Below are 23,963 nucleotides of genomic sequence, written 5' to 3'. Positions count from 1 at the left end.
GCCGGCCCGGTCATGGGCTGCCCGCCCCGGTCACGTCCTCGACGGCGTCGACGATGCGCGGGTACGCGCCGCAGCGGCAGAGATTGCCGCTGAGCCGCTCGCGGATCTCGTCCCGGTCCAGCGCGACCGGCCGTCCGGAGGGCGTCGCCGGATCCGTGACGTGCGAGGGATGGCCCGACTCCGCCTCGGCGAGCGCGCCCACCGCCGAGCAGATCTGTCCGGGCGTGCAGTACCCGCACTGGAAGGCGTCGCGCTCCAGGAAGGCCTGCTGGAGCGGATGCGGATCATCGCCGTCGCCGGACAGGCCCTCGACGGTCGTGATGTCGCTGCCGTCCAGGGCGACGGCGAGCAGCAGGCAGCTGTTGACGCGCCGCCCGTCGACGAGGACCGTGCACGCGCCGCACTGACCGTGGTCGCAGCCCTTCTTCGCTCCGGTGAGGTCCAGATCCTCCCGCAGCACGTCCAGCAGCACGCGCCGGTGGTCGACGGTGAGGGTGTGCGGCTTGCCGTTGACGCGCAGCGTCGTGTCGGATCGGTGGGGCGATGACCGGGGGCCGTGCTCGCTGCCCATGTCCTGGTCCCTTCCGGGGCGGTCCGTGGTGCCGTGGGGACCGCGTATCCAGAGTGGGGCGTGTGACACGTCCCGGAACGAGGCAATTCGGGCGCTGCCGCCTGCCGCCTGCCGCCTGCCGCCTGCCTGCCGCCTACCGGTCGGCCGCCTCGGGCTCGTCGCCGCCTGTGGCGCCTGTGGCGCCTGTGGCGCCTGTGGCACCCGTGGCGCCGGTGGTGCGGGCCTGTTCCGGCGACTCGACCCGACCCGCGGGAGCGGCCGACGCCACCGGGCGCAGGCCCTTGGTCGTCTCCTTGAACCGCTCCAGGGTCCGGCCCAGCTGCTGGAACGGCGAGCCGCTCTTCCTGGCCGGCGCCGGCCGCGGCTCCCCGGCCTCGGCGGCCGCCTCGCGGTACGCGGCCAGCGCCTCGTGGGCGTGCTCGGCGGCCTCCCGGTACAGGTCCCTGGACTCCGTCATCGCCTCCAGGGCCTCCTTGTACATCACCACGAGCTTGCGCTCTCGCGCGAGCTCCTCCTCCAGGGTCAGCAGCTGCCACTCCTCCCGCAGCGCGGTGAGCGCGGCGTCGGCGTCCTCCGGCAGCGGCCTGGGCAGCGCCGCGAAGCGCCGTACCGCGTCCAGCAGCTCGGTGGGATGCGTGCCGTCCAGGAACACGCTGCGCACCGAGTAGTCGACGGCGTCGTAGTCGGCCGGCGCGGGCACGCCGGGCAGTACCAGCGCCCCGCCGCGCGGCACCTCCACCCCGGACTCCTTGAGAGCCCAGTTCACGGTGCGCAGCTGGTGCGGGGCCGCGCGGTGCTCGATGACCCGGTGGTGCAGGCCGGGCGGCAGCAGCGGGATCAGCGACCGCCGGCCGTGCTCGTCGGGCGTCATGGCCTCGTGCACGACGAGGTGGACGTTCCAGGTGTCCCGCAGGGCGCCCCGGAGCGCGCGCCGCAGCTCCTTCTCGTCCGCCGGAAGCGGGTTGGTGGCGAGGAACCGCTCACCTGCGACGGTCTCGTTGCCCCACGGGGCGTCCGCCTCCCAGGACCAGAACATGCCGGCGGGCGACGGCCACCGCTGGTCCCACGGCCGCTCCGCCTCCGCCGTCAGCGTCCACTCCTGGCCCGGGCCCGCCCACTCGGCGAGCCTCAGCCGGGCACGGACGGTCACCTCCTCCGCGACCGGCCACCGGGCCTCGAAGGCCGTCTCCCCCTCGGGGGTGTCGGCGTCGGGCAGCTCCATGAAGTCCTGGACGGTCCCGGCGTCCTTGAGCGCCTGAAGGTGCTTGCGCAGGACGTCCGGAGCGGCGGGGCCGGTGTGACGGCCACGGGTCTGCCACACCGTGGAGGGCGTCGTGGGCGGAACGGTCGCGGCGATGAGCATGAGTCCATTCGTGAGGGCGGGTGACGACGTGCGAAGGCCAGTATCACTCGCCAGGGGCGGTGCGCGGTCAAGCGGGTCGGTGGCGCGGACGCCCGGAGGCGCCCCGCCGGGAGGCACCTTCCCCGGCACGGCACACGTCACGCGTCCGGATCCGTTCCGTCCGCCGGCGGCCCGTGCGGGGGTGTGCGCCACTCGTACGGGGTGTGCGCAGTTCACCACGGCGGGTGACGCCGCACCCGTGGGCCCGCCGACCTCCGGGGACCGAGAACCGGAGCCGGTGGACAGGGCTCGCCCACCATCCGCGTCGGGGCGAGCCCGGTCCGCGTGTCCGGCGCGCCCCCGACGCCGGATGTCCGGCGACCCACCGGGCATGTTCCCTCCAGGGGGGCCGGGGCTTCCTCAGGGAGCACGGCATGGAGAAGATCGTCGTATGAGCGACATCGAGGACCCCGTCCTGCTGCACACCGCCGGCCGAGCCGCCCACATCACGCTCAACCGGCCGAGGGCGATCAACGCCCTGAACCACGCGATGGTGCGCCGGATCGACGACGCGCTGAGCGCATGGGAGCGCGACCCGGCCGTCGAGACCGTCGTCGTCTCCGGGGCGGGGGAGCGCGGACTGTGCGCGGGCGGCGACATCCGCGCCGTCCACGACGACGCCCGCGACGACGACGGCACCGCCTCGGCCGCCTTCTGGCGCGACGAGTACCACCTCAACGCACGCATAGCCCGCTATCCCAAGCCCTACGTCGCCGTGATGGACGGCATCGTGATGGGCGGCGGGGTCGGCGTCTCCGCGCACGGCAGTGTCCGGGTGGTCACCGAGCGGTCGAGGATCGCGATGCCCGAGACCGGCATCGGCTTCGTGCCGGACGTCGGCGGCACCCACCTGCTCGCCCGCGCCCCGGGCGGACTGGGCACCCATCTCGCCCTGACGGGCGCGCAGATCGGCGCCGGGGACGCGGTGCTGTGCGGGCTCGCCGACCACTACGTACCGTCCGTGTCGCTCCGTCAGTTCATCGACGACCTCGCGGACCTGCCCGTCCGGGCAGCCCTGGACCGTCATGTACAGCCCTTGCCGGCGGGGGAGTTGGCGGGCCACCGGGCGTGGATCGACAGCTGCTGCGCGGCCGACACCGTCGAGGAGATCGTCCGACGGCTGTTCGCCCACGGCGACCCGGCGGCGAAGGAGACCGCGGAGACCCTGCTGGCCAAGTCGCCCACCGCGCTCAAGGTCACCCTGGCCGCCCTGCGCCGCGCCCGGCGGCTCGGCACGCTGGAGCGGGTGCTGGAACAGGAGTACCGCGTCTCCTGCGAGGCCCTGACCACACCCGACCTGGTCGAGGGCATCCGCGCCCAGGTCATCGACAAGGACCGCAACCCGCGTTGGTCGCCGGCCACTCTCGCCGAGGTCACGGCGGCCGACGTGGAGCGCTTCTTCGCCCCGCTCGGCGAGCGTGAACTCGGGCTTCCCGGGCCCAGAACGGCCACGGAGGCGGCGTGCGGACCGGAACCGACGCGGTGATTCGGGCCACTTGGCCGTGGAGAGCGCCATCACGCCAGGTGGGGCGGTATTGGCCCGCGGCCCGACACGCGGTACCGTCGCTCTGATATTTGACGACGGCGAGACGGAAGCCGGTGAGAATCCGGCACGGTCGCGCCACTGTGGACGGTGTACCCCGAAGGGGCGCACCGCGAGTCAGACCCGTGGCCGTCGTCATGTGCACCACCGAGATGGGACGCGAACTCCCAGAGGAGGTCTTGCCATGGCGCAGCATGTCGCCCAGCCGACTACCAGCACGCCCGTCGTACCCGCCAAGTTGCCGCTGAAGGACATCGCCCCCTGGGCTGTCTTCTTCGGCGTCCTGATGCTGGTCCTGCTGTACTTCGTCGGCGCGGAGCAAGGCGCGACCGCCGTCGTCTCCGGCGAGGACGTTCACGAGTGGGTGCACGACGCCCGCCACCTGCTCGGCTTCCCCTGCCACTGACCCGAGGGGAACCCCAGCACACCCATGAACTCCGCAACGGTAAGAAATCTGCTCGTGCGGGGCATGCTCGCCGGCCTCGGTGCCGGCGTGCTCGCCCTGATCGTCGCCTACTTCCTCGGTGAGCCGAACGTCGACAGCGCGATCGGCTTCGAGGAGTCCCATGCCGCAGGCCACGAGCACCACGAGGTGGAACTCGTCTCCCGCAGCCTCCAGTCCACCGCCGGCCTCGCCACCGGCGTGCTGATCTACGGGGTGGCCTTCGGCGGCATCGCCGCCCTCGCCTTCTGCTTCGCCCTCGGTCGCGTCGGCCGGTTCACCCCGCGGGCCACGGCCCTTCTGCTGTCGGGGACCGCCCTGCTCGCCGTGTACGTCGTGCCGTTCCTGAAGTACCCGGCCAATCCGCCCGCGGTCGGCGACGCCGACACCATCGGCAAGCGGACCACCCTGTACTTCCTGATGATGGTGCTCGGCGTGCTGCTCGCGGTCGCCGCGGTGATCCTGGGCAAGCGGCTCGCACCGAGGCTGGGCACCTGGAACGCCACCGTCGTCGCCGTCCTCGGCTTCGTGCTCGTCATCGGGCTGGCCTACGAGTTCCTGCCGACCGTCAACGAGGTGCCGAGCGACTTCCCGGCGGCCCTGCTGTGGCGGTTCCGCCTGTCCGCCCTCGCCATGCAGATCACGCTCTGGGCAGGCTTCGGCCTCGTCTTCGGCGAACTGGCCGAACGGCTGCTGCACCCCAAGCCCGCCACGGTGACCGCGGGCACGCCGGTGGTCGCCCCCCAGTGACCTGACCGGCATCACGACCCGGCGAGAGGGCCCACGGAACCATTCCGGGGGCCCTCCCGCGTCCGCGGGCCCGTCCCGTCGGTGGTCCTGGTCCTCCCGACAACCGAGGACCTGGTCGCCCTTACGATCGAGTCCGCCGGCATGGCCCGCGTTCCGCTCGCGGGCACCGGCCGGATCCCCGGGGAGGGACTGTGATCGCCGTAGTCGGCGCCGGACTCATGGGCGCGGCCACCGCCTGGCAACTGGCCCGCAGGGGCCACGAGGTCACGCTCGTCGAGGCGTACGACGTCGGCCACCGGCACGGCAGCTCGCACGGGAGCTCACGGATCTTCCGGCGGGCGTACGCCGACCCCTTCTACGTACGACTGACCGGGCAGGCGTACGAGCAGTGGCGGGAGCTGGAGGACGACAGCTCGACCCCCTTGCTGCGCACGACCGGTGGGCTCGACATGGGCGAGGACCACGACCCGAAGGCGATCGCCGATCTCCTCGGTGCGGCCGGAGTGCCCCACGAACTCCTCGGCGCGGAAGCCGCCGCGGAGCGCTGGCCGTACATCCGCATCACCGGTCCCGTGCTCCACCACCCGGACGCGGGCGTGGTCCACGCCGACGAGACCGTCGGGGCCTGCGTACGGCGGGCGATCGACCACGGGGCGCAGGCGGTCATCGGCGCCCGCGTCACCGGCATCGACGTCCGGGGGAGCGGAAAGGCGCGGCTGCACACCGACGACGGCCGCGAGATCGTCGCCGACACGGTGGTGGTCGCGGCCGGCGCGTGGCTGCCCGAGCTGGGACTGCCCGTCGCCCTGCCACCGCTGCGGGTGACCCAGCAGCAGGTCTTCCACTTCCGGCAGCGGGACCCGTCCGTCCAGTGGCCGACCCTGATCTGGGACGGAGAGCTGCACCTCTACGGCCTGCCGTCCGGGAGCGACGGGGGTCCGCTCCCCGCGGTCAAGGTCGCCGAGCACGACCGCGGCACCCCGGCCACCGCCCGCACCCGCAGCGGGGTCGTGGATCCCTCGTCGCGGGCCCGGGTGAGCGGGTTCGTACGCGACCGCCTCCCGGGTCTCGAGCCCGACCCGGTCGCCGAGGCGACCTGCCTCTACACCACCACCCCGGACGAGGACTTCGTACTGGACCGCCACGGTCCGCTCGTCGTCGTCTCCCCGTGCTCCGGACACGGCGCGAAGTTCGCGCCGCTCATCGGCGCGATGGCGGCCGACCTCGCCACCGGCCGCGCCGAGCCGCATCCCCGCTTCCGCCTGGGACGCACGGCATAGGATGCGCCGGTGAGCGGGCCCGCCGGACACCGTGGTCCGGACGGCGCGGCTCGTGAAACCGGCGGAGGGCCTTCGGCGAGGAACCCCGGTACCGCGAGTTCCGGCATGGGGCCATCGTCTCCTGGCTCACATCGAATCGGTATGTGCATCGAAATCGGTGTTCAGCTTCCAGGGGAGAGCGCGAGGAGCAGGGTCCGGCCGCGGGACCGGTGCTCGTGATCGCGCGGAGCACGCCCGGCGCAGCATGGAATTGTTCAGGCCTCCCACGTGCTGTTGTATCCACAGAGGCTGGGACGGCGACGGTGTGCGAGTGAGCGGCGCACGGGGCCGAGGCGAGAGAGACGGAAGGTGCTGAGATGGCAGCGCAGACACAGAGGGCCGTACTTGCGGGCGGATGTTTTTGGGGGATGCAGGACTTGATCCGCAGGCTCCCGGGCGTGACGGCGACCCGGGTCGGGTACACCGGGGGTGACGTACCGAACGCCACGTACCGCGACCACGGCACTCACGCGGAGGCCATCGAGATCCTCTTCGACCCCGAGAAGACCGACTTCCGCACGCTCCTGGAGTTCTTCTTCCAGATCCACGACCCGAGCACCAGGAACCGCCAGGGCAACGACATCGGCCTCAGTTACCGCTCGGCGATCTACTACGTGGACGACGAGCAGAAGCGGATCGCCGAGGACACCATCGCGGACGTGGACGCCTCCGGACTGTGGCCGGGCAAGGCCGTCACCGAGGTCGAGCCGGTGGGCCCCTTCTGGGAGGCCGAGCCCGAGCACCAGGACTACCTGGAGCGCTACCCCGAGGGCTACACCTGCCACTTCCCCCGCCCCGGATGGCGACTTCCGGCCCGCACACAGGGCTGAACCACCCCGTCGTCGGCACCGGCAGAGACGTCGTCCCGTGCCCGCGCGGCACCCCGGCAGGCCCCGGACACCACTCCAGGGCCTGCCGTTCGGCGTCAGGGACGTCCCACGGCGGTGGCCGGATCCCCGCGGCCGGCCTGATGTGCCGAGTGGTCCACGAGGAACCCGACCTCGCCGGCGTCCCCCGGAACTGGTGCCGCTGCTCACCGCGTGCCTGGCGAAGGACCCGGCCGTGCGTCCGACGGCGGCCCGACCGGAGTCCGTGGTGGCCGGGGCCAGGACTCTGGTCATGCAGCAGGACGGCAACCTCGTGATCTACGACCAGGACGGCAAGGCGCGCTGGGCCGCGGTGACCAGCGGTGCGGGCAACTCCGCACGCTTCCAGGCGGACGGCAACCTGGTCGTCCACAAGAGCGGCGGGCAGCCCCTGTGGTCCTCGCAGACCAGCGGCAACCAAGGAGCGGTCCTCGTGTTCCAGGCCGACGGAAATGTTCTGATCAAGTCCGGGGACGCCGTGCTGTGGGCCGCGGGCACGGAGGGCTGACCGGGTCCTCAAGGGCCGCTCTCGCCTTCGGGTCGCGCCTCGATCTTCCGCAGCAGTTCCAGCAGCGCCTCTCGCTCCGTCTCCGCCAGGCCCTCGAAGCACTCCGAGAGCACCGAGTTCGCCACCTCATGGCCCGCCTTGAGCACCCGCTCCCCCTCGGGGGTGAGGTGATGCTCGAGACGTCGGCCGTGCCCGGGGCGCCGGTCCACCAGCCCCTGCGCCACCAGCCGTCCGGCGAGCGTGCCGAACGCCTGCTCGCTCTGGAACGTGGCCGCCGCCAGCTCCCGTGCGCTGACGCCCGGCGTGCGGCCGATGGCCCGTAGCGCGTCCCACTGCGCGAGCGTGCTGCCGACGGACGCGAGCCGGCTGTCGAGCGCTCGGTGCTGGCGGTACTGGACGGCCTTCACGGCCCTTCCGAGAATCTGCGGTTCAACGGGCATGCCCATCAGGCTAGCATCCTGACTAAGCTTGCTTATATAAACATCTTTAGTTAGTGTTCCGGTCATGACTTCGGAACTGACGCTCACTGAATCCGGTCCCGCCGCCGGCCGCCCCGTCCTCGTCCTGCACGGCGGTGGTGGTCCCGCCACGGTCGCCCCGATCGCCGAGCACTTCGCCGCGACCTCCCCTACCCTGCTGCCCACCCACCCGGGCTGGAACGGCACCCCCCGGCCCGACGGCCTCACCGTCGTGGCCGACCTCGCCGCCGCCTATCTCCGCCTCCTGCGCGACCGCGACCTGTCCGACGTCCTGGTCGTCGGCTCCTCGCTCGGCGGCTGGATCGCCGCCGAGCTGGCCACTGCCGACACGCAGGGCCTGATCAGCGGCATCGTGCTGATGGACTCGGTCGGCATCGAGGTCGACGGAGAACCGATCCGGGACTTCTTCAGCCTCGACCCGCGAGGCGTCGCCGAGTACGCGTACCACGACTCCGATCGCTTCTACGTCGACCCGGCGACCGTCCCGGCCGAGCGACTCGCCGTCCTCCGGGGCAACATGGCGGCCCTGCGCGTCTTCTCCGGCGGCCCCGCCATGAGCGACCCCACCCTCCGCCCCCGCCTCGCGGCCGTCACCGCCCCCACCCTCGTCCTGTGGGGCGAGAGCGACCGCATCGCGACCCCGGCATACGGCAAGGAGTACGCCGCCTCGTTCGCGAACGCCCGCTTCGAAGTCGTGGCGGAAGCGGGCCACTTGCCCCATCTCGAACAGCCCGCGCGTACCTTCGCCCTGCTCGATGGCTTCGCCGCGGAGACCGGGCGCCGCTGAGGGGTGGCCGGCGGGTCACGAGCGAAGCGGTCGACCGGCCGGGGGGTTCGACTTCAGCCTTTCGAACGCGGTGGGGGCCGGACGGTGCGGTATGAAGTCCTTGATCTGCAGAGCGCAGTCGGCCGGACTGCCGGTGTTCGTGTCGCACTCGATGTCGTAGAGGCCATGGGCGTGGACCTGGGTGATCTGGCGTGCGGCCAGCCCCGGTGGGCGGTCCCCGCGCTCCCGCTCGCGCCGCTCCAGTTCCGGCAGGGGGCAGTGCACCCCGACCAGGACCACGTCTTCGGGGGCGAACAGGGCGATGCAGTCGAGCAGGCGCCACGGTTCGCTCAGGACGTGATCCACCACGATGTTGTTGCCGCCCGCGGCCATGCCGGCGACCGCACGGTGGAAGCCCATCCAGGTGCGCCTGAGCACCGCGGGCAGTTCGTCCGGTGCGATGTCCCGCCGCGACCGCATGGCGTGGAAGGCGTCCACCGGCATGTGGAAGTACGTGTCGTCGAGGACGGTGAGCAGAGCCTTGGCGATGCTCGACTTCCCGGAACTCGACGTACCGTTCAGGAAGATGATCCTTCCGCCGGGTGTCCGCGGAGTTCTCACGGGGTTCGCGGCCTGGTGCTGTCGAGTCTCTGGCCGAGCTGTCATCGTCCTCCTCCGCTTCGTGCGCTGCCTGTATCCGATCATGACGGATGCTCGTCGTCGACCCGTACGGGCGCCCCCGGAAAGGTCGGGTCGCCTGGCCTGATGGAGCGTCAGGGAAGTCGGCACGTGGTCGACGTGAGTCCTGGAAGACCGCGCGATTCCTGCCTGACCGGCGAAAACGCCGATGGGGAGCCCGGGTTCGGCGATGGCCTTCCGCCGCGCCGCATGTTCCAAAGGAAAATGCCGGAGCCATGGCTTCCGGACGCTGCTTTCCGTAGCCTCAGGAGTACCTGAACCACCGTGCGCCGCACCGCATTTGATGCGCGTCAGTCGACAACGTGCCGAAGGGACAACGGTCATGGCCGTCGAGACCGAGGTTCTGAACGAACTGCGCCGGTTGCGTAACCGTGTGCCGGAGCTGACGGGAGCGTTGGCGGCCGGCGCCGACGGCCTCGTCCTCGCCGAGGACACGCCGGACGTGCAACCGGAGGGGCTGGCCGCGCTCACCGCGGCGGCGCTCGGGGTCGGGCTCCGGATGGTCGATCTCGCGGCCCGCGGCGAGTTCCGCGAGCTGCTGGTGCGCGGGGCCGGGGGCTACCTCGCGACGTACGCGGCCGGCCCGTCCGCCGTCCTGACGTTGCTCGCCGGCGAGCGGACCAACGTCGGCCGGCTGCACCTGGAGGGGCGGCGCAGCGGGGCGCGCATCGCCGAGCTGCTGGCGGCGCGGTCCATGGACGACGGGCCCGTCGTCCATGGCGGTGAGCCACCGGCTCCGCTGTTCCGCGGGCGGATCCTCGGCGCTCTGCCCATCCGCATCCCGCCGCAGTCCCGATACGAGCCCTGACGGATTCCGGCGGATTCCGGCCGACTCCGAACGGGAGCGGCTACGACCCGGTGGTCCGTCCGCGTCGTCCGCCGACCCCGCGCCGTCGGCCGCCGCCCCTTTCCGGGCCCGCACCGGTGCCCGACGAGGGGGTGCTGAACCCGCCGGGGACGAGACGCGGTGGCCCCACGGTCGGCGTCGCCGGCCCGGAGGGAGCCGGACGGTCCTGGGCCTCCCGCCCTCCACCCGCACCGGGACCCGCGGCACGGCCCGGCTCGAGACCCGCGTCCGGCGCCGGGTCCAAAACGCGGGGCGGTGGCGGCGCCGCGCGGTTCAGCACGCGTGCGTGGGGCAGCAACGGGGCGCAGGCGGCGCAGACTTCGCTGAGCATCCACACCTGACCGACCACCGGGTCGTGCCGCAGGACGAGGACGACCGAACCCGCGCAGGCGACCCGGGTGCCCTCGTGCGGCGCGCACCCCTGGCGACGGCACCAGCAGGCGGCGTCGTGGTGCACCGCCGCCGCTCTGGCGTGCGCGGCCGCGTGGGCCACCGCGAAGCGGCGCAGGGCCGAGAGGTCCCGGGAGCGCGGCGGCATCACGCACGGCGAGGAGCAGGTGACCGACGCGGTGCGGTCCCGGTGCCCGACCACACGGATCGTCCAGCAGCGGCCCGGACGGCGGGCCGAGGGGGCGTCAGGGTGCATGAGAGCCAAAGCACATGTCCTTAGTGGGGGAGGGCGATGGGCGAATGGGGGAGCGGTCCGGGAAGGGTCCCGCACGGCCCGGCGAAAAGTGACCTCGCTCACAGCATGCCCGTGGCCCCCGCGGACCATTCGCGCTGTGCCCCTCCGGCCGACACACCGCCTGTCGGTCCGTACCTCTAAGCTCCCTCCATGAGCACAGCGGAACCCCACAGACGCGTCGTCGACGGTCGTTTCGAGCTGGTCGGGCGACTCGGCGGCGGAGGCATGGGCCTGGTGTGGCGGGCCCACGACCTGGCGCTGCGCCGGGACGTGGCCGTGAAGGAGGTGCGGCCCCCGGACCCGGACCTCGCCGAGTACGACCCCGAGGGCGCCCGGACGCTGCGCGAGCGCGTCCTGCGGGAGGCCCGCGCGCTGGCCCGCGTGCACCACCCCAACGTCGTCACGATCCACCACATCGTCGACGGCGGCGAGAACACGTATCCGTGGATCGTGATGGAGCTGGTCGAGGGCGGCTCCCTCCAGGACCGGCTCGACCGGGGCGTGATGACACCGGCCGAGGCCGCCGGCCTGGGCCGCGAGGTGCTGTCCGCGCTGCGCGCCGCGCACGCCGTCGGCATCGAGCACCGCGACGTGAAACCCGCCAACGTCCTGCTCCGACCCGACGGGCGGCCCGTGCTCACCGACTTCGGTATCGCCGCCGTCCGGGAGTCCGCCAGTCTCACCGCCACCGGCGCCGTCATCGGCTCGCCCGACTTCATGGCGCCGGAACGGGTCAGCGGCAAGGAGGGCGGCCCCGCCGCCGACCTCTGGTCGCTGGGGATGCTGCTGTACGTCGCCGTGGAGGGCCACCATCCGCTGCGCAGGGCGAGCACGCTCGCCACACTGGCCGCCGTGCTCGGCGAGGACGTGCCCGAGCCGCGCCGGGCCGGACCGCTGACGGGTGTCCTCAAGGGGCTGCTCGTCCGGGACCCGCAGGCCCGCCCCGACGCGGCGGAGGTCGACCGGATGCTCACGGCCGTGACCGGGGACGCACCCGGTCCGCCGCGGCCGGCGCCGGCGCCGGTCCTGCACGCCCCGCAGACCTCCTACCCCCTCGCCCCGCCCGCGGCCGCCGACGTCACCCCCGCCCCGCCGCACACCACCGCCCCGACCCGAGGGCGCCGCACCCGGGGCGGGGCCGTCTCCGGAGCCGTCCTCGGCACGGCCCTGACGGGTGTTCTGGTGTGGACGCTGCTCCCGAACACGGACGACGGCGGCACCAAAGGCGCGGCCACACCGACGCCGTCCGTGTCGCAGAGCGCCCGGCAGACATCCTCCGGCGGCTCGTCCGGCGGCTCGTCCGGCGGGGTCGCGGCCGCGGAGAAGGCCGACCTGCTCAGCGAGAAGGGCCTCAGGACGGCCGTGGCGAAGCTGACCGCCGCCATGGGCGGGGCGAAGGTCACCAGCCTCGTGGTGTACGGGGAGTACGCCATCGCCGACGCCTCCGTCGCCGGCCACCCGAAGCTCTACGACCGGTACATGTACCGGGGCGGCGACGTGGCGGTGAAGGACGGGCCGGGCGGCACCGTCATGACCGGTGCGATCCCCGTCGACCTGGACGTCTACGACTGGGACGCCGTGCCCGCGCTGCTGGCCAGGGCCACGAAGCTGCTGGGCGTCGACGAGCCGACGAGCCGCTACCTGGTGATCAACCCGGGCTCCACCGTCTTCGACAGCGAGCCGACGATGAGCGTCTATCTGTCCGACGACTACGGCAGCGCCTACCTCCGGGCCGATACGCAGGGCAGGGTGATCGAGACCCATCCGCGCGACGACGGCTGACTCCCGGCCGCCTGTTCGCGGGTGAAGGTGCCGAGGCCGGTCTCGTCGAACGCCTCCACGGTGACCCGGGTCGCCTTGCCGTCCCGGTCGCCGTGGAAGGTGACGCCGGACAGGCCGACGGCGTTCTCACCGACGGTCCGGAAGCTGAACGTGTCCCCGTCGTAGTGGGTCAGCCGGAACGTCGTCGGCTTCGGGCCCAGCCGCATGGAGAGTTCGCCGCCGGACGCGGAGACGGTCAGCGGACCGTAGAAGCTGTTGGCGTACGTCCCGGTGTACGCGGCGTCGGGGCGGGCGGCGGCCGCGTCCGCGGGCGGCTCGGAGTAGTCGGTGGGCGAGATCTCCGCCTGTTCCTGCTGCGCGTAGACCTTCCCGATCAGGTCGAGCCAGTCGGCCGTGGCCTTCCCGTGCTCGGCGGTGTCGAAGAAGCTCTCCGCGATGGCGTCGGGGAGCCCGAGCGGCTTGCCGTTGGTGAGGACCACGATGCCCAGTTGTTCCGCGGGAAGCATGGTGACGTTGGTGTTCGCGCCGAGGGCGAAGGCGCCCGAGTGGCTCAGGCGCAGGCGGCCCAGGTCGTCGTAACCCACGTTCCAGCCGAGGCCGTAGAAGCCCGTGCGGCCGGCCGGCGCCTGCGGGGGATTGGAGACGATCGCCGGGAGGTGGGTGCGCTCGAGCGGCTCGGCCGGGATGATCTGCTCGCCGTCGAGCTTGCCGTTCGCCAGCTGGAGGCGCAGCCAGCGGGACATGTCGCGGGCGGAGGAACTGGCGCCGCCCGCCGGGGCCTGGGCGTCGGCGTCGCGCACGTACTGGGCCCGCCAGGTGCCGTCGGGGGCCTTCACATGCAGGTCCGCCCGGTTCTTCGCGGCCTCGTAGTCGGCGAAGAGGGAGCTGGTGGAGTCCATGCCCGCGGGCTTGTAGAGGGTGTCCTCGGAGAGCTTCTCCCAGGTGGTGCCCTCGGCGTCCGCGACCGCCTGACCGGCCGCCGTCGGGCCGTAGTTGGTGTAGGCGTAGGAGGCGCGGAACGGGGCCAGTGGCTCGTGCCGGAGGTGGTCGAGGATGTACGTGCGGCCGTAGCCGAGGTCCTCCAGCAGGTCGCCCGAGTGGTCGGGCAGGCCGCTGCGGTGCGCGAACAGATCGGCCACCGTGACGTTCCGCGTCACCCACGGGTCCTTGAGGGCGAAGCCGGGCAGGTGGGCGGCCACGGGATCGTCCCAGCCGATCTTCTCGTCGCCCTCGCCCACCGCTCCGGCGACGACGGTCGACGCCAGTGGCTTGGACAGCGACGCCAGCTCGAACACCGTGTCGGGGTCGATCCGGGCGGACCGACCCTCATGGCGGACGCCGAAGCCCTTCAGATAGACGACCCGGTCCTTGTACACGACGGCGACCGCGACCCCGGGCACGCCCGTCCGCTCCATCCCGTCCCGCACGATCCCGTCGAGCTTCCCCACGGCCGCGTCCACCTCCGCCGCCGTCAGCTGCGCGGGCGGCTGGGGCGGGGGAGCGGCGGCGAGGACACCGGGGACGACCAGGAGCGCGGCCGCTGCCAGGGCCGCCCGGGCCTTCCCTCGGTGGCGTGTCGTGGTCTGCCGAACACCCATGCAGACCATTGAACGCCTCGCCAGGGACGGTGTCCTGCCGAGTCGTGCGCGCGGCTCGGTGGTTTCGCGGTCCAGGGTTCGGCCCCGCTGTCGCCGACCGCGATCCCGGCGCTCGTCGACGGCCGGGACCTCGCCGCCCGCGGTCCGCACCGCATCGCGGTCCGCACCGCATCGCCGTCCGCACCGCATCGCCGTCCGCACCGCATCGCCGTCCGCACCGCATCGCCGTCCGCACCGCACCGCCGTCCGCACCGCATCGCGGTCCGCGCCTCAGTGCGGGAAGGCGCGCGGCTGTCGCAGCCGGGGGAGTCCGTCGCGGAACTCCTCGATGCGGGAGCTGATCTGGCGCATCAGGACCGTGCCGTCGAGGCGGTCGAGGTAGAGGTTGCGGCGGGCCAGACCGGGCGCGTCGACGCAGAAGTAGAGCGCCATGAGCGGATTGACGAACAGTTCGCTGTCCTTGGTCCGCTCGGTGAACCGGACGTCGCCGAAGGCGCCGCGTACGGCGGCGGCGACGGAGCCGTTGACGATGCTCGGGTGGCCCGGGGTACAGGCCTGGGCGTCGGCCACGGCGTCCAGGTAGAGGGCCCCCTCGGTGCTGTGGTGCGACAGGGAGAACGCGCCGAGGTAGGCGTTCTCGCGGTCCAGCGCGGCCAGGTTCTCCAGGACCAGGGAGTGGTTCACCCCGTGGTGGGCGTCCACGCCGAAGCCGAGACAGGCCACCAGCCTCTGGGGGACGTCGTCGAGGTCGCGCACGGCGGCCAGGCTGGCCATGTCCTCCTCGGGCGTGCCCAGCCCGTGCTCGTCGCCGCGCATCAGGATGTCCGTCCCGCCGTCCACCAGGACGACGGCGTCCACCCCGCCCAGGTGGTCGAGGAGCGCCCGGTAGGCGGCCCGCAGGGGTTCCACGCCGGTGCGCGGGAAGGCGTACACCGTCGAGGGGAGGTCGTGCCGGTCGAGCCAGCGGGCCAGGGTGCGCTCGGGGAAGTAGTCGCCGCGGATGGCTATGTCGGGGCGGATGGCGGCGACGTCCGGCTGGAGCCAGACCTCGGAGGGCAGCCCGTACAGGTCGGCGAAGGAGAGGTTGGCCAGGTGGACCTCCTTGCCCGCCGAGCGCAGGGCGAGCGCCAGCGGCAGGCCCGCGTACACGTCGAAACCGCCGCCCGCACCGGCGACGAGCACCCGGCGCGCGTCGCGCAGCCGGGTGAAGAGGGGAGGCTCGTGGAGGGAGAACACCCCGGGACGCTAACAGGCGTCGATCATGCGGCCCAACAGAAATAACGCCAACGGAGCTGAGCCGTGCGCGAGTTGGGGTCCGGTCGGCCGACCGTGGCCGGAGTGGCCCGACGGTGGCGACCGAACCCCGCGCCCAGGACTACGCGCCGCTCTCCCGCAGCATGTCCTCACGCTCGACGATCTTCACGCGCTCGCGGCCCTGCGGCTCGCCCAGCGCCTTCTCGGCGGCGTCCAGCTTGTACCAGCCCTCCCAGGTGGTGAAGCGGACGTCGCGCTCGGTGAGGAACGCCTCCACTGCCGCCGGTTCGGGCGAGGCGGGCGTGTGCAGACGGCCGCCTGCGTGGTCGGCCAGCAGGTTCGACACCGTCTCGTTGGCGTCGCCCTTGGTGTGGCCGATGAGGCCGACCGGACCGCGGCGGATCCAGCCGGTGACGTACGTCGACTGCAGGTGCTCGCCGGACTCCTGTATGACGCGGCCGCCCTCGTCCGGGACCGTGCCCGAGTCGAGGTCCCAGGGCAGCTTCGGGAGCTTGTCGGAGAGGTAGCCGACGGCGCGGTAGATCGCCGTGACGTCCCAGTCCTTGAACTCGCCGGTGCCCTTGACGTTGCCGGTGCCGTCGAGGGCGGTGCGCTCGGTACGCAGACCGACGACCTTGCCGTCCTCGCCGAGGATCTCGGCCGGCGACTCGAAGAAGTGCAGGAACAGCTTGTGCGGGCGGTCGCCGACGTCGCGGATCGCCCAGTTCTCCAGCGTCTTGGCGACCATGTCGGCCTGCTTGTTGCCGCGCCGCGTGGCGATCGAGCCGTCGTCGTAGTCGATGTCCTCGGGGTCGACGATGACCTCGATCGTGGGGGAGTGGTCGAGCTCCCGCAGCTCCATCGGGGAGAACTTCGCCTGCGCCGGGCCACGGCGGCCGAAGACGTGGATCTCCAGCGCCTTGTTGGCCTTCAGACCCTCGTAGACATTGGCCGGGATCTCCGTGGACAGCAGCTCGTCGGCCGTCTTGGCCAGGACGCGGGCCACGTCGAGGGCGACGTTGCCGACGCCGAGGACCGCGACCTTCTCGGCCTCGAGCGGCCAGGTGCGCGGCACGTCCGGGTGGCCGTCGTACCAGGAGACGAAGTCCGCGGCGCCGTAGGAGCCGTCGAGCTCGATGCCGGGGATCGACATCTCGCGGTCGGCCGTCGCGCCGGTCGAGAAGATCACCGCGTCGTAGAAGGCGCGCAGGTCGTCCAGGCTGATGTCGGTGGGGTAGTCGACGTTGCCGAAGAGGCGGATCTGCGGCTTGTCGAGGACCTGGTGCAGGGCGTTGACGATGCCCTTGATGCGGGGGTGGTCCGGAGCGACGCCGTAGCGGATCAGGCCGAACGGGGCCGGCATGCGCTCGAAGAGGTCGATGGAGACACCCGGGTCGGCGGCCACATCGGACTTGAGCAGCGCGTCGGCGGCGTAGATCCCGGCGGGGCCGGCTCCGACAATGGCTACCCGCAGGGGGCGGGGCATGATCAGGTTCCCTTCGAGTGGCGACAGATCGACTCGGGGGAAGCCTAAACTAAGGCAAACCTTACCCGGTACGCGGGTCCGGTCTATGGACTCATAAACATCATTTATGAGTGGAGCGGCGGCCGACTCACCTCACGGCAGCGGCTGTTCGGCCCAGATGACCTTGCCCTTGGCGGTGTAGCGGGTGCCCCAGCGTTCGGTCAGCTGCGCCACGAGGAACAGGCCGCGGCCGCCCTCGTCGGTCATGGCCGCGTACCGCAGGTGCGGTGAGGTACTGCTGCCGTCGGCGACCTCGCAGATCAGGGTGCGGTCACGCAGCAGACGGACGCCCACGGGGCCGTTGCCGTAGCGGATCGCGTTGGTGACCAGTTCGCTCAGGATCAGTTCCGTCGTGAAGGACAGCTCCTCCAGGTCCCAGCGCGCCAGCTGACGTGCCACTGCCGCCCGCACCTCGCCGACCGCCGCCGGGTCCACCGGCACCTCCCACTCGGCGACCCGGTCGGCGCCCAGCGCCCGGGTGCGCGCGACGATCAGCGCGATGTCGTCGCCCGGGCGGGGCGGCAGAAGGGCGTCCAGGACGGCCTGGCAGGTCCCCTCCGGCGGGCCGTCGGAGGCCCGCGCCAGGGCGGTGCGCAGCAGCTCCAGACCGGTGTCGATGTCCCGTTCCCGGTCCTCCACCAGCCCGTCGGTGTACAGCACCAGCGAGCTGCCCTCGGCCAGCTCCAGCTCGACCGTCTCGAAGGGCAGCCCGCCCAGTCCGAGCGGGAGTCCGGCGGGTACCTCGAGGTACTCGACCCGGCCGTCGGGGTGCACCAGCGCCGGCGGCGGATGCCCGGCCCGGGCGATCGTGCAGCGCCGGGAGACCGGGTCGTAGATCGCGTACAGACAGGTCGCCCCGGAGACGGGCGCGTCGGTGCTGTCGTCCGCCTCGTCCTGGTCGATGCGGGCCACCAGCTCGTCCAGCAGACCGAGGAGTTCCTCCGGGGCCAGGTCCAGGGCGGAGAAGTTGTGCACCGCGGTGCGCAGCCGCCCCATGGTGGCGGCCGCGTGCAGGCCGTGGCCGACCACGTCGCCGACGACGAGGGCGACCCGGGCCCCGGACAGGGGCAGCACGTCGAACCAGTCGCCGCCCACGCCCGCCTGAGCCGGCAGATAGCGGTAGGCGATGTCCAGGGCGTTCTGCTCGGGCAGGGTCCGCGGCAGCAGGCTGCGCTGGAGGGTGACCGCCATGCCGTGCTCGCGGGTGAACCGGCGTGCGTTGTCGATGGAGATCGCGGCCCGCGCCACCAGTTCCTCCGCCAGCACCACCTCGTCCGGGTCGAACGGATCGGGTCGTTCCGACCGCCAGAAACTGACCACGCCCAGAATCAGGGACCCTGCCCGCACGGGCACGGTGATCAGCGAGTGGATGCCGAACTCCACGACCTGTTCGGTGCGTTCGAGGTCCTGGGCACGCCAGCCCGGCGCCTGGGCGAGATGCGCCTCCAAGACCGCCCGCGCCTCGCCGAGACTGTGGGCCTGCGGGGCGGAGTCCACGAACCGGATCCGCTCGCCCACCGCGTACAGCGGCGCGCCCTTGCGGACCGCGCTCACCGCCGTACGCCGCAGCGTGCCCCGGGCCCCCGGCTCCTCGCCCTCCAGGACGGCGTCGAACAGATCCACGGTCGCGAAGTCCGCGAACCTCGGCACGGCCAGTTCCGTCAGCTCCTCGGCGGTCCGGGTGACGTCCAGGCTGGTCCCGATGGCCACTCCGGCCGCGTACAGCATGTCGAGGCGCTCGCGGGTCGCCTCCGCCCGGCCCGACAGGGCGCGCAGCTCCGTGGAGTCGCGCAGGGTGGCGACGCTGCCCGCCGGTCCGCCCGCCAGGTCGGTGGGCCGCTGGTTGATCGCCAGCAGCCGCTCTCCGACCAGGTGCACCTCGTCGGTGACCATCCGCCCCGAGGCCAGCAGTTCGGCGGTGTCCCGGTCGAGTCCCAGATCGAGGACCTGACGCCGTTCGGCGTCCGGGGGCAGGTCGAGCAGGCGTTGTGCCTCGTCGTTGGCGAGCAGCAGGTCGCCCTCGCCGCCGACGATGATCACCCCTTCCCGTACGGAGTGCAGGACGGCGTCGTGGTGCTCGTACATCCGGGTCATCTCGCGCGGGCCCAGGCCGTGGGTCTGGCGCAGCAGACGGCGGCTGACCAGCGCCGTGCTCGCCGTGGCCAGGGCGAGGGCGACCGCGGCGCTGCCGAGGACGAGCGGCAGCTGCCGGTCGGCGTTGCCGCCGACGTGCGCGGTGGTGATCCCGGACGACACGAGCCCGACCACGGTCCCGTCGGCCGTCTTCACCGGCACCACCGCCTGGACCAGTCGGCCGATGGTCCCGTCGACCTCCTCGACCACGATTCCGCCGTCCAGCGCCGGCTGGATGTTCCCGACGAACTTCTTGCCGATGCGGTCCGGCTTGGGATGCGTGTAGCGGATGCCCTCGGTGTTCATGACGACGAGGAAGTCCATGTCGGACGCCTTGCGGGCCGCCTCGGCCTTGGGCTGGAGCACGGCCGTCGGATCGGGGGCGTTCAGCGCCTCGACGATGCCGGGCGAGTTGGCGAAGGTCTGCGCGACCGCGACGGAGCGGTTACGGGCCTCCTGGGTGGTGTCGTGACGCACCTGGAGCAGCAGCGCCACCACGGCGGCCACGACCAGCAGCAGCACGATGACCACTTGGAGGACGAACACCTGCGCGGCGAGACTGCGCCCGCCCAGTGCGGACTCAGGCGTGCGCCGGACCAGTGGGCCCCGGGGACGACGGGCCGGCCGGGCATCCGAGCGCCCCAGGAGTCGGACCATGTGCCATGTCTACACTGCCGGGCCGCGCGAGGCGAGAGGCGTCACGCACGGTCACGGGGCGTGTCCCGCACGCTTGCCGTGGGTGACTTCCGCCGCCCGCCGGGTGGCCAGCAGCAGCGCGATGTCGTCCGCCCGGTCCGCGGCCTGCCGGGCCGTCGCGGTGAGCCGGTCGGCGACGTCCGCGAGGGTACGGCCGCGATGATGGTCGGCCGCGGGCCCGCCGGCGTCGGTCTCGGCCGCCGGCCGCCCGTCGCCGGCCCCCGCCAGGGCCAGGCGCAGCGTCGTGATGCCGTCGTCGATGTCGTGACCGGGCCGCTCGACCAGTCCGTCCGTGTAGAGGGCGAGGATCGCGCCCGGCTCCAGGCGCAGCTCCGTCACCGGGTAGTGGGCGCGCGGGTCCACCCCGAGCACCACACCGCCGGCCAGTTCCACGACCTCGGTTCGGCCGTCGGGGTGGCGCAGCAGCGGCGGCAGGTGCCCGGCGCGGACCGCCCGGGCCAGACCGGTGGCAGGGTCGAGCCGGACGTAGCAGCAGCTGGCGAACTGGCCGGGGTCCAGGTCGATGAGGAGGTGGTTCGTGCCGCCCATGACCTCCTCGGGCGGCCGGTCGCCCAGCGCGAACGCCCGCACCGCGCTGCGCAGCTGACCCATGGTGGCCGCCGCCTGCACACCGTGCCCCTGCACGTCCCCGATGACCAGGGCCAGTCCGTCCCCGGCCTCCACGACGTCGTACCAGTCGCCGCCCACGTCCATGCCCTCGGTGCCCGGCAGATAGCGCCCCGCGGTCTCCACGCGCGCGTGCTGCGACAACCGGCGGGGGAGGAGGGCCTGCTGGAGCCCTCGGGCGAGGGCGGCCTCGGTGTCGTAGCGCTGGGCCTTCTCCATCGCGTGGGCGATCAGCCCGGCGAGCGCGGTCAGCACCGTGCGCTCCTCGGAGCCGAAACTGCGTGGACGGTCGAAGCCGAGGATGCACGAGCCGACCGGACGGCCCGAGGCGATCAGCGGGAGGAAGGCGCGGGCTCCCTCCGACGCGTCGAGGTCGATGCCCGGATAGGCGGCCGCCAGCTGCTGCATCGAGTCGAAGAAGAGCGGCCGGCCCGTGGTGAGGGTCTCCACGCCGGGCAGCCGGGTGTCCAGTCCCACCCCTTCGAAGGGGGCGAGGAAGCCTTCGGGGAAACCGGACTCCCACGCCAGGTACAGGTGCCGCTCCTGGAGCAGGTAGATGGCGAGCCGACGGCCGCCGAACGCGGGCAGCAGCTCCTGCATCACCACCGCCGACACCTGGCGGGCGGTCACCGCCTCCGTCAGCGCTATGGCCAGGGCGATGGGCCGGTAGAGCGGGGTGGTCGCGGTGGTGGTGTCGGGGGCGGTGGTGTCGGTCTCCGAGGGACCGCGGCCCGTGTCGTTCGGCAGGCGGTGCGCCGGGACCGCCTTGCAGGTGACGAGGTCCGCGCCCGGGTACAGGGACACGCGCAGCCAGTCGCCCTCGTACGGCCGGGGGACGGAGGAGGGGTCGGTGGTGACCGGAAGCCGCACATGGAAGTGCGCGGGCTCCGGCGACAGCAGGGCGCCGCGCAGATGCTCCTCGACCGTGGGCTGGTTCAGCCACGGCACGGCCTCCCACAGCGACCGGCCGACCAGCCGGTCCCGCGGCACGCCAAGGAGGTGCCCGGCCCGCGCGTTGGCGTAGACGACCAGCCCCAGCCGGTCGAGACAGAACACCCCCTCGGGGAGGAGGTCGGCGGCCCCGTCGGCGAGGGCGCCCGGGCCCGGATCGAGGAGGACGCCGGCGATGGGGCGGAGCATGGTCGAAGACGCGCCGGGGGCGTCGACCGGCCCGGTCGCCACGACCGTCGCGTCCCACAGCTCGAGGAGCCGCAGCCCGCCTTCGGTGGTGCGCACCTGGAGCGGCAGCGGCGGCGGCCGCCCCCGGGCCGTCCGGTGCAGCAGGCCCGGCAGCCGGTGGGCGTCCGTCGGGTCGACGGCCCGGGCCAGGGCGTCCAGCGTGCCCGGGAACTCGCCCGGCGGCAGACCGAGCAGGGCACGTGCCTGCTCGTCGAGCGTGACGACGTCGGTCGCCGGGTCCCAGGAGAACCGCCCGACCCGTCCCGGGGCCGGTCCGGCGGCGGGCGGCCGTACGCACAGCGGCCCCTCGTCCCAGGTGACGTCCTCGCCGTCCGCCCCGAGCCGCAGCAGGGCCGCTCCGAGGTCGTCCGCCACCGCCGTCAGCCGCTCACGCTCCGCCTGCACCTCCGCCGCGTCGGCCGCCGCCGGGCGCAGGACGGCCAGCACCCCGAAGGACCGCCCGTCCGCCACGACGGGCACGTAGAGCGAACCGAACTGGAACGGCAGTCCCGCCGCGAGCTGCGCGTAGTGGCGCATCATCTCGGTGGCGTTCGCCAGCACCACCGGCACACCCGTGCGGTACACGTCGGCCACCGGGAACGGCCGGTCCATGTGCACCCGCCACCAGGGGCGGAACAGCGGACCGGGCAGCCCCGCGAGGACCGCGAGACGCAGTTGCCGGGACGTGGCCGAGCACAGGTAGACGCCACCGGTGTGGCCGCCCGTCGCCCGCAGTGCGTCCGCCAGGGCCCCGGTCAGCAGCGCGGGCGGTGGCCCGGACGTCTTCCGCTCGTTTCCGGCGCTCCCAGTCATTCGGCCCTACCTCGTCCGTGCGCCGCCGCTTGGGTGACACAGCAAGAATGCGCCACACCTGGCCGGATGTGCATCCGCGCGACCTCGGCGAGAACGGGTCCGGGCGGGGTGACCGGCCCGCCCGGAGCGAGATCCTGGCGGTCGCCGGCTCCTCACGACTCAGCCGTACACGCCGCCGAACGAATGACACCCAGCTCAGCCACTGCCCGGCCCCGGCCGGCCCCGCCGGGCTCTCGGCCGACGGGCAGGTCACCGCGGCGCGGGCCGGACGGTGGCCGCGCCCCGTCGCGCCCGTCTCGGGGTAGCCCCGCTGCGGAGTACGGCCCGGCCGGACGAGAGCCGGTGGCCGGCCCCGCCGGGCTCTCGGCCGACGGGCAGGTCACCGCGGCGCGGGCCGCACGGTGGCCGCGCCCCGCCGAGCCCGTCTCGGGGTAGCCCCGCTGCGGAGTACGGCCCGGCCGGACGCGAGCCGGTGGCCGGCCCCGCCGGGCTCTCGGCCGACGGGCAGGTCACCGCGGCGCGGGCCGCACGGTGGCCGCGCCCCGTCGCGCCCGTCTCGGGGCAGGCCCGCCTCGGGGGCGGCCCGGCCGGGGCCGGCCCTGTCAGCCGGTGGTGGTGTGCAACGTGCTCTTGGCCAGCTCGTAGGCCGGGAGCATCGCCTCGTGCTCCGCGGTGTCCATGCCGCCCAGATGCAGGACGACGGGCCCCGCGGACGTGGTGACGGCGAGGGCGTGCTCCTGCTTCGTCTCCTCGAGGAGCTCGCTCGTGGTCACGTACTCGACCTCGGTGCCGGTGATGTCGCCCGCCTTCACGGTGCTGTACCGCGCCCCGCTCGCCCCCTGCTCGGCGGCCACGAAATCCTCGAGCACGGCACGCGCGTCGGTGTCGCCCGGCTCACCGGTCCACACCCGCAGGAACCCGATCTTCCCCGCGGGCTTGGCGTCGACCTCGCAGGCCATGGTGACCGGGCCCTGGCGCAGGAAGGCGTCGGCGAGGTCGGCGAGGTCGCCGGTGGCGGCGGACGCCTCCTCGGCGTCGACGGCCTTGGCCTTCCAGAACTCGGCGATGTCGAAGGTGACGGGAAGTTCGCAGGCGGACCCGGAGGCCCCGATGGACCCTCCGCGCTGCGCGACCTTCGCGCCCGTCGTCGCCGACGCCCCGGACGCCCCGGACGCGCCGTCCGAGTCGGCTTCTCCGGCCGCGCATCCCGTCATGAGCCCCGTCATAAGGGCCGCCAGCGTCAGCCCCTGCCCCATGTTCCCCACGGTCCCCGCCCCAAAGCGCACTGCTGTGTCCCCTCTCGACGCCGGCGCGATACCGGCGGAGCACTGTAACCGAGAGGGTCATGGCCCCCGCCACCGAGATTCCGACCAGGCGGCCGGGGCGAGGGAAGGTCCCGCCCCCGCCCCCTGTTGCAGCCCCTGAGACGGCAGAGCGGCCGGGGCCCGGAAAGGGGCCCCCGGGGGGCGGGGGGCGCGG

Annotated in this window: 20 protein-coding genes and 1 riboswitch; of the genes, 9 read left to right on the top strand and 11 right to left on the bottom strand. The window is 73.1% G+C overall.

Going from position 1 to position 23,963, the window contains the following annotated elements; all coding sequences use genetic code 11:
• Positions 1-10 precede the first annotated feature (10 nt).
• Together ACFWBD_RS00100 and ACFWBD_RS00095 are read right to left on the bottom strand one after the other, a co-directional pair.
• A complete protein-coding gene (locus tag ACFWBD_RS00100) occupies positions 11-571 on the bottom strand; it encodes a (2Fe-2S)-binding protein (RefSeq protein ID WP_385660367.1) in 561 nt (186 codons plus the stop codon).
• Between the two features lie 133 nt (positions 572-704).
• A complete protein-coding gene (locus tag ACFWBD_RS00095; RefSeq protein ID WP_385660365.1) occupies positions 705-1,934 on the bottom strand; it encodes a hypothetical protein in 1,230 nt (409 codons plus the stop codon).
• Positions 1,935-2,364: 430 nt separating this feature from the next.
• Here ACFWBD_RS00095 and ACFWBD_RS00090 point away from each other — a divergent pair, with 430 nt between their 5' ends.
• The 6 genes from ACFWBD_RS00090 to ACFWBD_RS00065 all read left to right on the top strand — a co-directional run bounded on the left by ACFWBD_RS00090 (position 2,365) and on the right by ACFWBD_RS00065 (position 7,401).
• Positions 2,365-3,459: an enoyl-CoA hydratase/isomerase family protein gene (locus ACFWBD_RS00090; protein ID WP_385660362.1), complete on the top strand. Its 1,095-nt coding sequence runs from the start codon at positions 2,365-2,367 to the stop codon at positions 3,457-3,459.
• A gap of 58 nt (positions 3,460-3,517) precedes the next feature.
• A riboswitch (cobalamin riboswitch) is annotated at positions 3,518-3,664 on the top strand.
• 36 nt (positions 3,665-3,700) lie between these two features.
• Complete coding sequence (locus tag ACFWBD_RS00085) at positions 3,701-3,922, top strand: CbtB-domain containing protein (protein ID WP_307166805.1); 222 nt, start codon at positions 3,701-3,703, stop codon at positions 3,920-3,922.
• 24 nt (positions 3,923-3,946) lie between these two features.
• Positions 3,947-4,708 (top strand): CbtA family protein, encoded by a 762-nt coding sequence (locus tag ACFWBD_RS00080; RefSeq protein ID WP_385660360.1) that lies wholly within the window; start codon positions 3,947-3,949, stop codon positions 4,706-4,708.
• Positions 4,709-4,899: 191 nt separating this feature from the next.
• Complete coding sequence (locus tag ACFWBD_RS00075) at positions 4,900-5,988, top strand: FAD-dependent oxidoreductase (RefSeq protein ID WP_385660357.1); 1,089 nt, start codon at positions 4,900-4,902, stop codon at positions 5,986-5,988.
• Between the two features lie 356 nt (positions 5,989-6,344).
• On the top strand, positions 6,345-6,857 hold the full coding sequence (gene msrA, locus ACFWBD_RS00070) for a peptide-methionine (S)-S-oxide reductase MsrA (protein ID WP_385660355.1): 513 nt from the start codon (positions 6,345-6,347) through the stop codon (positions 6,855-6,857).
• Positions 6,858-7,089: 232 nt separating this feature from the next.
• Positions 7,090-7,401, top strand: a complete 312-nt coding sequence (locus ACFWBD_RS00065) for a hypothetical protein (protein ID WP_385660352.1) — start codon at positions 7,090-7,092, stop codon at positions 7,399-7,401.
• Positions 7,402-7,409: 8 nt separating this feature from the next.
• On the opposite strand, the gene ACFWBD_RS00060 is transcribed toward ACFWBD_RS00065, so the two are convergent.
• Positions 7,410-7,841: a MarR family winged helix-turn-helix transcriptional regulator gene (locus tag ACFWBD_RS00060; protein ID WP_385660350.1), complete on the bottom strand. Its 432-nt coding sequence runs from the start codon at positions 7,839-7,841 to the stop codon at positions 7,410-7,412.
• Between the two features lie 64 nt (positions 7,842-7,905).
• On the opposite strand from ACFWBD_RS00060, the gene ACFWBD_RS00055 reads away from it, so the two are divergent.
• Positions 7,906-8,667 carry an alpha/beta fold hydrolase gene (locus tag ACFWBD_RS00055; RefSeq protein WP_385660347.1) on the top strand — a complete coding sequence of 254 codons (762 nt, stop codon included), beginning with the start codon at positions 7,906-7,908 and terminating at the stop codon, positions 8,665-8,667.
• 15 nt (positions 8,668-8,682) lie between these two features.
• Here the strand turns inward: ACFWBD_RS00055 and ACFWBD_RS00050 are convergent, their stop codons facing one another.
• On the bottom strand, positions 8,683-9,267 hold the full coding sequence (locus ACFWBD_RS00050) for a chloramphenicol phosphotransferase CPT family protein (RefSeq protein WP_385660344.1): 585 nt from the start codon (positions 9,265-9,267) through the stop codon (positions 8,683-8,685).
• A gap of 400 nt (positions 9,268-9,667) precedes the next feature.
• On the opposite strand from ACFWBD_RS00050, the gene ACFWBD_RS00045 reads away from it, so the two are divergent.
• On the top strand, positions 9,668-10,153 hold the full coding sequence (locus tag ACFWBD_RS00045) for a roadblock/LC7 domain-containing protein (RefSeq protein WP_385660341.1): 486 nt from the start codon (positions 9,668-9,670) through the stop codon (positions 10,151-10,153).
• 40 nt (positions 10,154-10,193) lie between these two features.
• On the opposite strand, the gene ACFWBD_RS00040 is transcribed toward ACFWBD_RS00045, so the two are convergent.
• The gene (locus tag ACFWBD_RS00040) at positions 10,194-10,838 is read right to left on the bottom strand and encodes a hypothetical protein (protein ID WP_385660339.1); all 645 of its coding nucleotides are present in this window, start codon (positions 10,836-10,838) and stop codon (positions 10,194-10,196) included.
• A gap of 189 nt (positions 10,839-11,027) precedes the next feature.
• On the opposite strand from ACFWBD_RS00040, the gene ACFWBD_RS00035 reads away from it, so the two are divergent.
• Positions 11,028-12,659 carry a serine/threonine-protein kinase gene (locus ACFWBD_RS00035; RefSeq protein WP_385660336.1) on the top strand — a complete coding sequence of 544 codons (1,632 nt, stop codon included), beginning with the start codon at positions 11,028-11,030 and terminating at the stop codon, positions 12,657-12,659.
• Here the strand turns inward: ACFWBD_RS00035 and ACFWBD_RS00030 are convergent.
• The 6 genes from ACFWBD_RS00030 to ACFWBD_RS00005 form a co-directional block, all read right to left on the bottom strand.
• Positions 12,599-14,266, bottom strand: a complete 1,668-nt coding sequence (locus tag ACFWBD_RS00030; protein WP_385660333.1) for a serine hydrolase — start codon at positions 14,264-14,266, stop codon at positions 12,599-12,601. The two genes, ACFWBD_RS00035 and ACFWBD_RS00030, sit on opposite strands and share 61 nt — an antisense overlap.
• A 261-nt stretch (positions 14,267-14,527) precedes the next feature.
• The gene (locus ACFWBD_RS00025; protein WP_385660330.1) at positions 14,528-15,493 is read right to left on the bottom strand and encodes a DUF1152 domain-containing protein; all 966 of its coding nucleotides are present in this window, start codon (positions 15,491-15,493) and stop codon (positions 14,528-14,530) included.
• A gap of 139 nt (positions 15,494-15,632) precedes the next feature.
• Positions 15,633-16,997: an FAD-dependent oxidoreductase gene (locus ACFWBD_RS00020; protein ID WP_385660327.1), complete on the bottom strand. Its 1,365-nt coding sequence runs from the start codon at positions 16,995-16,997 to the stop codon at positions 15,633-15,635.
• 132 nt (positions 16,998-17,129) lie between these two features.
• On the bottom strand, positions 17,130-19,826 hold the full coding sequence (locus ACFWBD_RS00015; RefSeq protein WP_385660325.1) for a SpoIIE family protein phosphatase: 2,697 nt from the start codon (positions 19,824-19,826) through the stop codon (positions 17,130-17,132).
• Positions 19,827-19,877: 51 nt separating this feature from the next.
• On the bottom strand, positions 19,878-22,484 hold the full coding sequence (locus ACFWBD_RS00010; RefSeq protein WP_385660322.1) for a SpoIIE family protein phosphatase: 2,607 nt from the start codon (positions 22,482-22,484) through the stop codon (positions 19,878-19,880).
• 602 nt (positions 22,485-23,086) lie between these two features.
• A complete protein-coding gene (locus ACFWBD_RS00005; RefSeq protein WP_385660319.1) occupies positions 23,087-23,740 on the bottom strand; it encodes a lipoprotein in 654 nt (217 codons plus the stop codon).
• Positions 23,741-23,963: the final 223 nt, after the last annotated feature.

It is taken from the genome of Streptomyces sp. NPDC060002 (genome assembly GCF_042737245.1).
Taxonomy (GTDB): Bacteria; Actinomycetota; Actinomycetes; order Streptomycetales; family Streptomycetaceae; genus Streptomyces.
Note: the sequence above shows the minus strand (reverse complement) of the source record. Positions and strands in the feature narration are given on the sequence as shown.

Coding starts and splice junctions, on each gene's coding strand:
- ACFWBD_RS00100 (WP_385660367.1), bottom strand. CDS start 571: ATGGGCAGCGAGCACGGCCCCCGGTCATCGCCCCACCGATCCGACACG.
- ACFWBD_RS00095 (WP_385660365.1), bottom strand. CDS start 1,934: ATGCTCATCGCCGCGACCGTTCCGCCCACGACGCCCTCCACGGTGTGG.
- ACFWBD_RS00090 (WP_385660362.1), top strand. CDS start 2,365: ATGAGCGACATCGAGGACCCCGTCCTGCTGCACACCGCCGGCCGAGCC.
- ACFWBD_RS00085 (WP_307166805.1), top strand. CDS start 3,701: ATGGCGCAGCATGTCGCCCAGCCGACTACCAGCACGCCCGTCGTACCC.
- ACFWBD_RS00080 (WP_385660360.1), top strand. CDS start 3,947: ATGAACTCCGCAACGGTAAGAAATCTGCTCGTGCGGGGCATGCTCGCC.
- msrA (WP_385660355.1), top strand. CDS start 6,345: ATGGCAGCGCAGACACAGAGGGCCGTACTTGCGGGCGGATGTTTTTGG.
- ACFWBD_RS00060 (WP_385660350.1), bottom strand. CDS start 7,841: ATGCCCGTTGAACCGCAGATTCTCGGAAGGGCCGTGAAGGCCGTCCAG.
- ACFWBD_RS00055 (WP_385660347.1), top strand. CDS start 7,906: ATGACTTCGGAACTGACGCTCACTGAATCCGGTCCCGCCGCCGGCCGC.
- ACFWBD_RS00045 (WP_385660341.1), top strand. CDS start 9,668: ATGGCCGTCGAGACCGAGGTTCTGAACGAACTGCGCCGGTTGCGTAAC.
- ACFWBD_RS00040 (WP_385660339.1), bottom strand. CDS start 10,838: ATGCACCCTGACGCCCCCTCGGCCCGCCGTCCGGGCCGCTGCTGGACG.
- ACFWBD_RS00035 (WP_385660336.1), top strand. CDS start 11,028: ATGAGCACAGCGGAACCCCACAGACGCGTCGTCGACGGTCGTTTCGAG.
- ACFWBD_RS00030 (WP_385660333.1), bottom strand. CDS start 14,266: ATGGTCTGCATGGGTGTTCGGCAGACCACGACACGCCACCGAGGGAAG.
- ACFWBD_RS00020 (WP_385660327.1), bottom strand. CDS start 16,997: ATGCCCCGCCCCCTGCGGGTAGCCATTGTCGGAGCCGGCCCCGCCGGG.
- ACFWBD_RS00015 (WP_385660325.1), bottom strand. CDS start 19,826: ATGGTCCGACTCCTGGGGCGCTCGGATGCCCGGCCGGCCCGTCGTCCC.
- ACFWBD_RS00010 (WP_385660322.1), bottom strand. CDS start 22,484: ATGACTGGGAGCGCCGGAAACGAGCGGAAGACGTCCGGGCCACCGCCC.
- ACFWBD_RS00005 (WP_385660319.1), bottom strand. CDS start 23,740: ATGGGGCAGGGGCTGACGCTGGCGGCCCTTATGACGGGGCTCATGACG.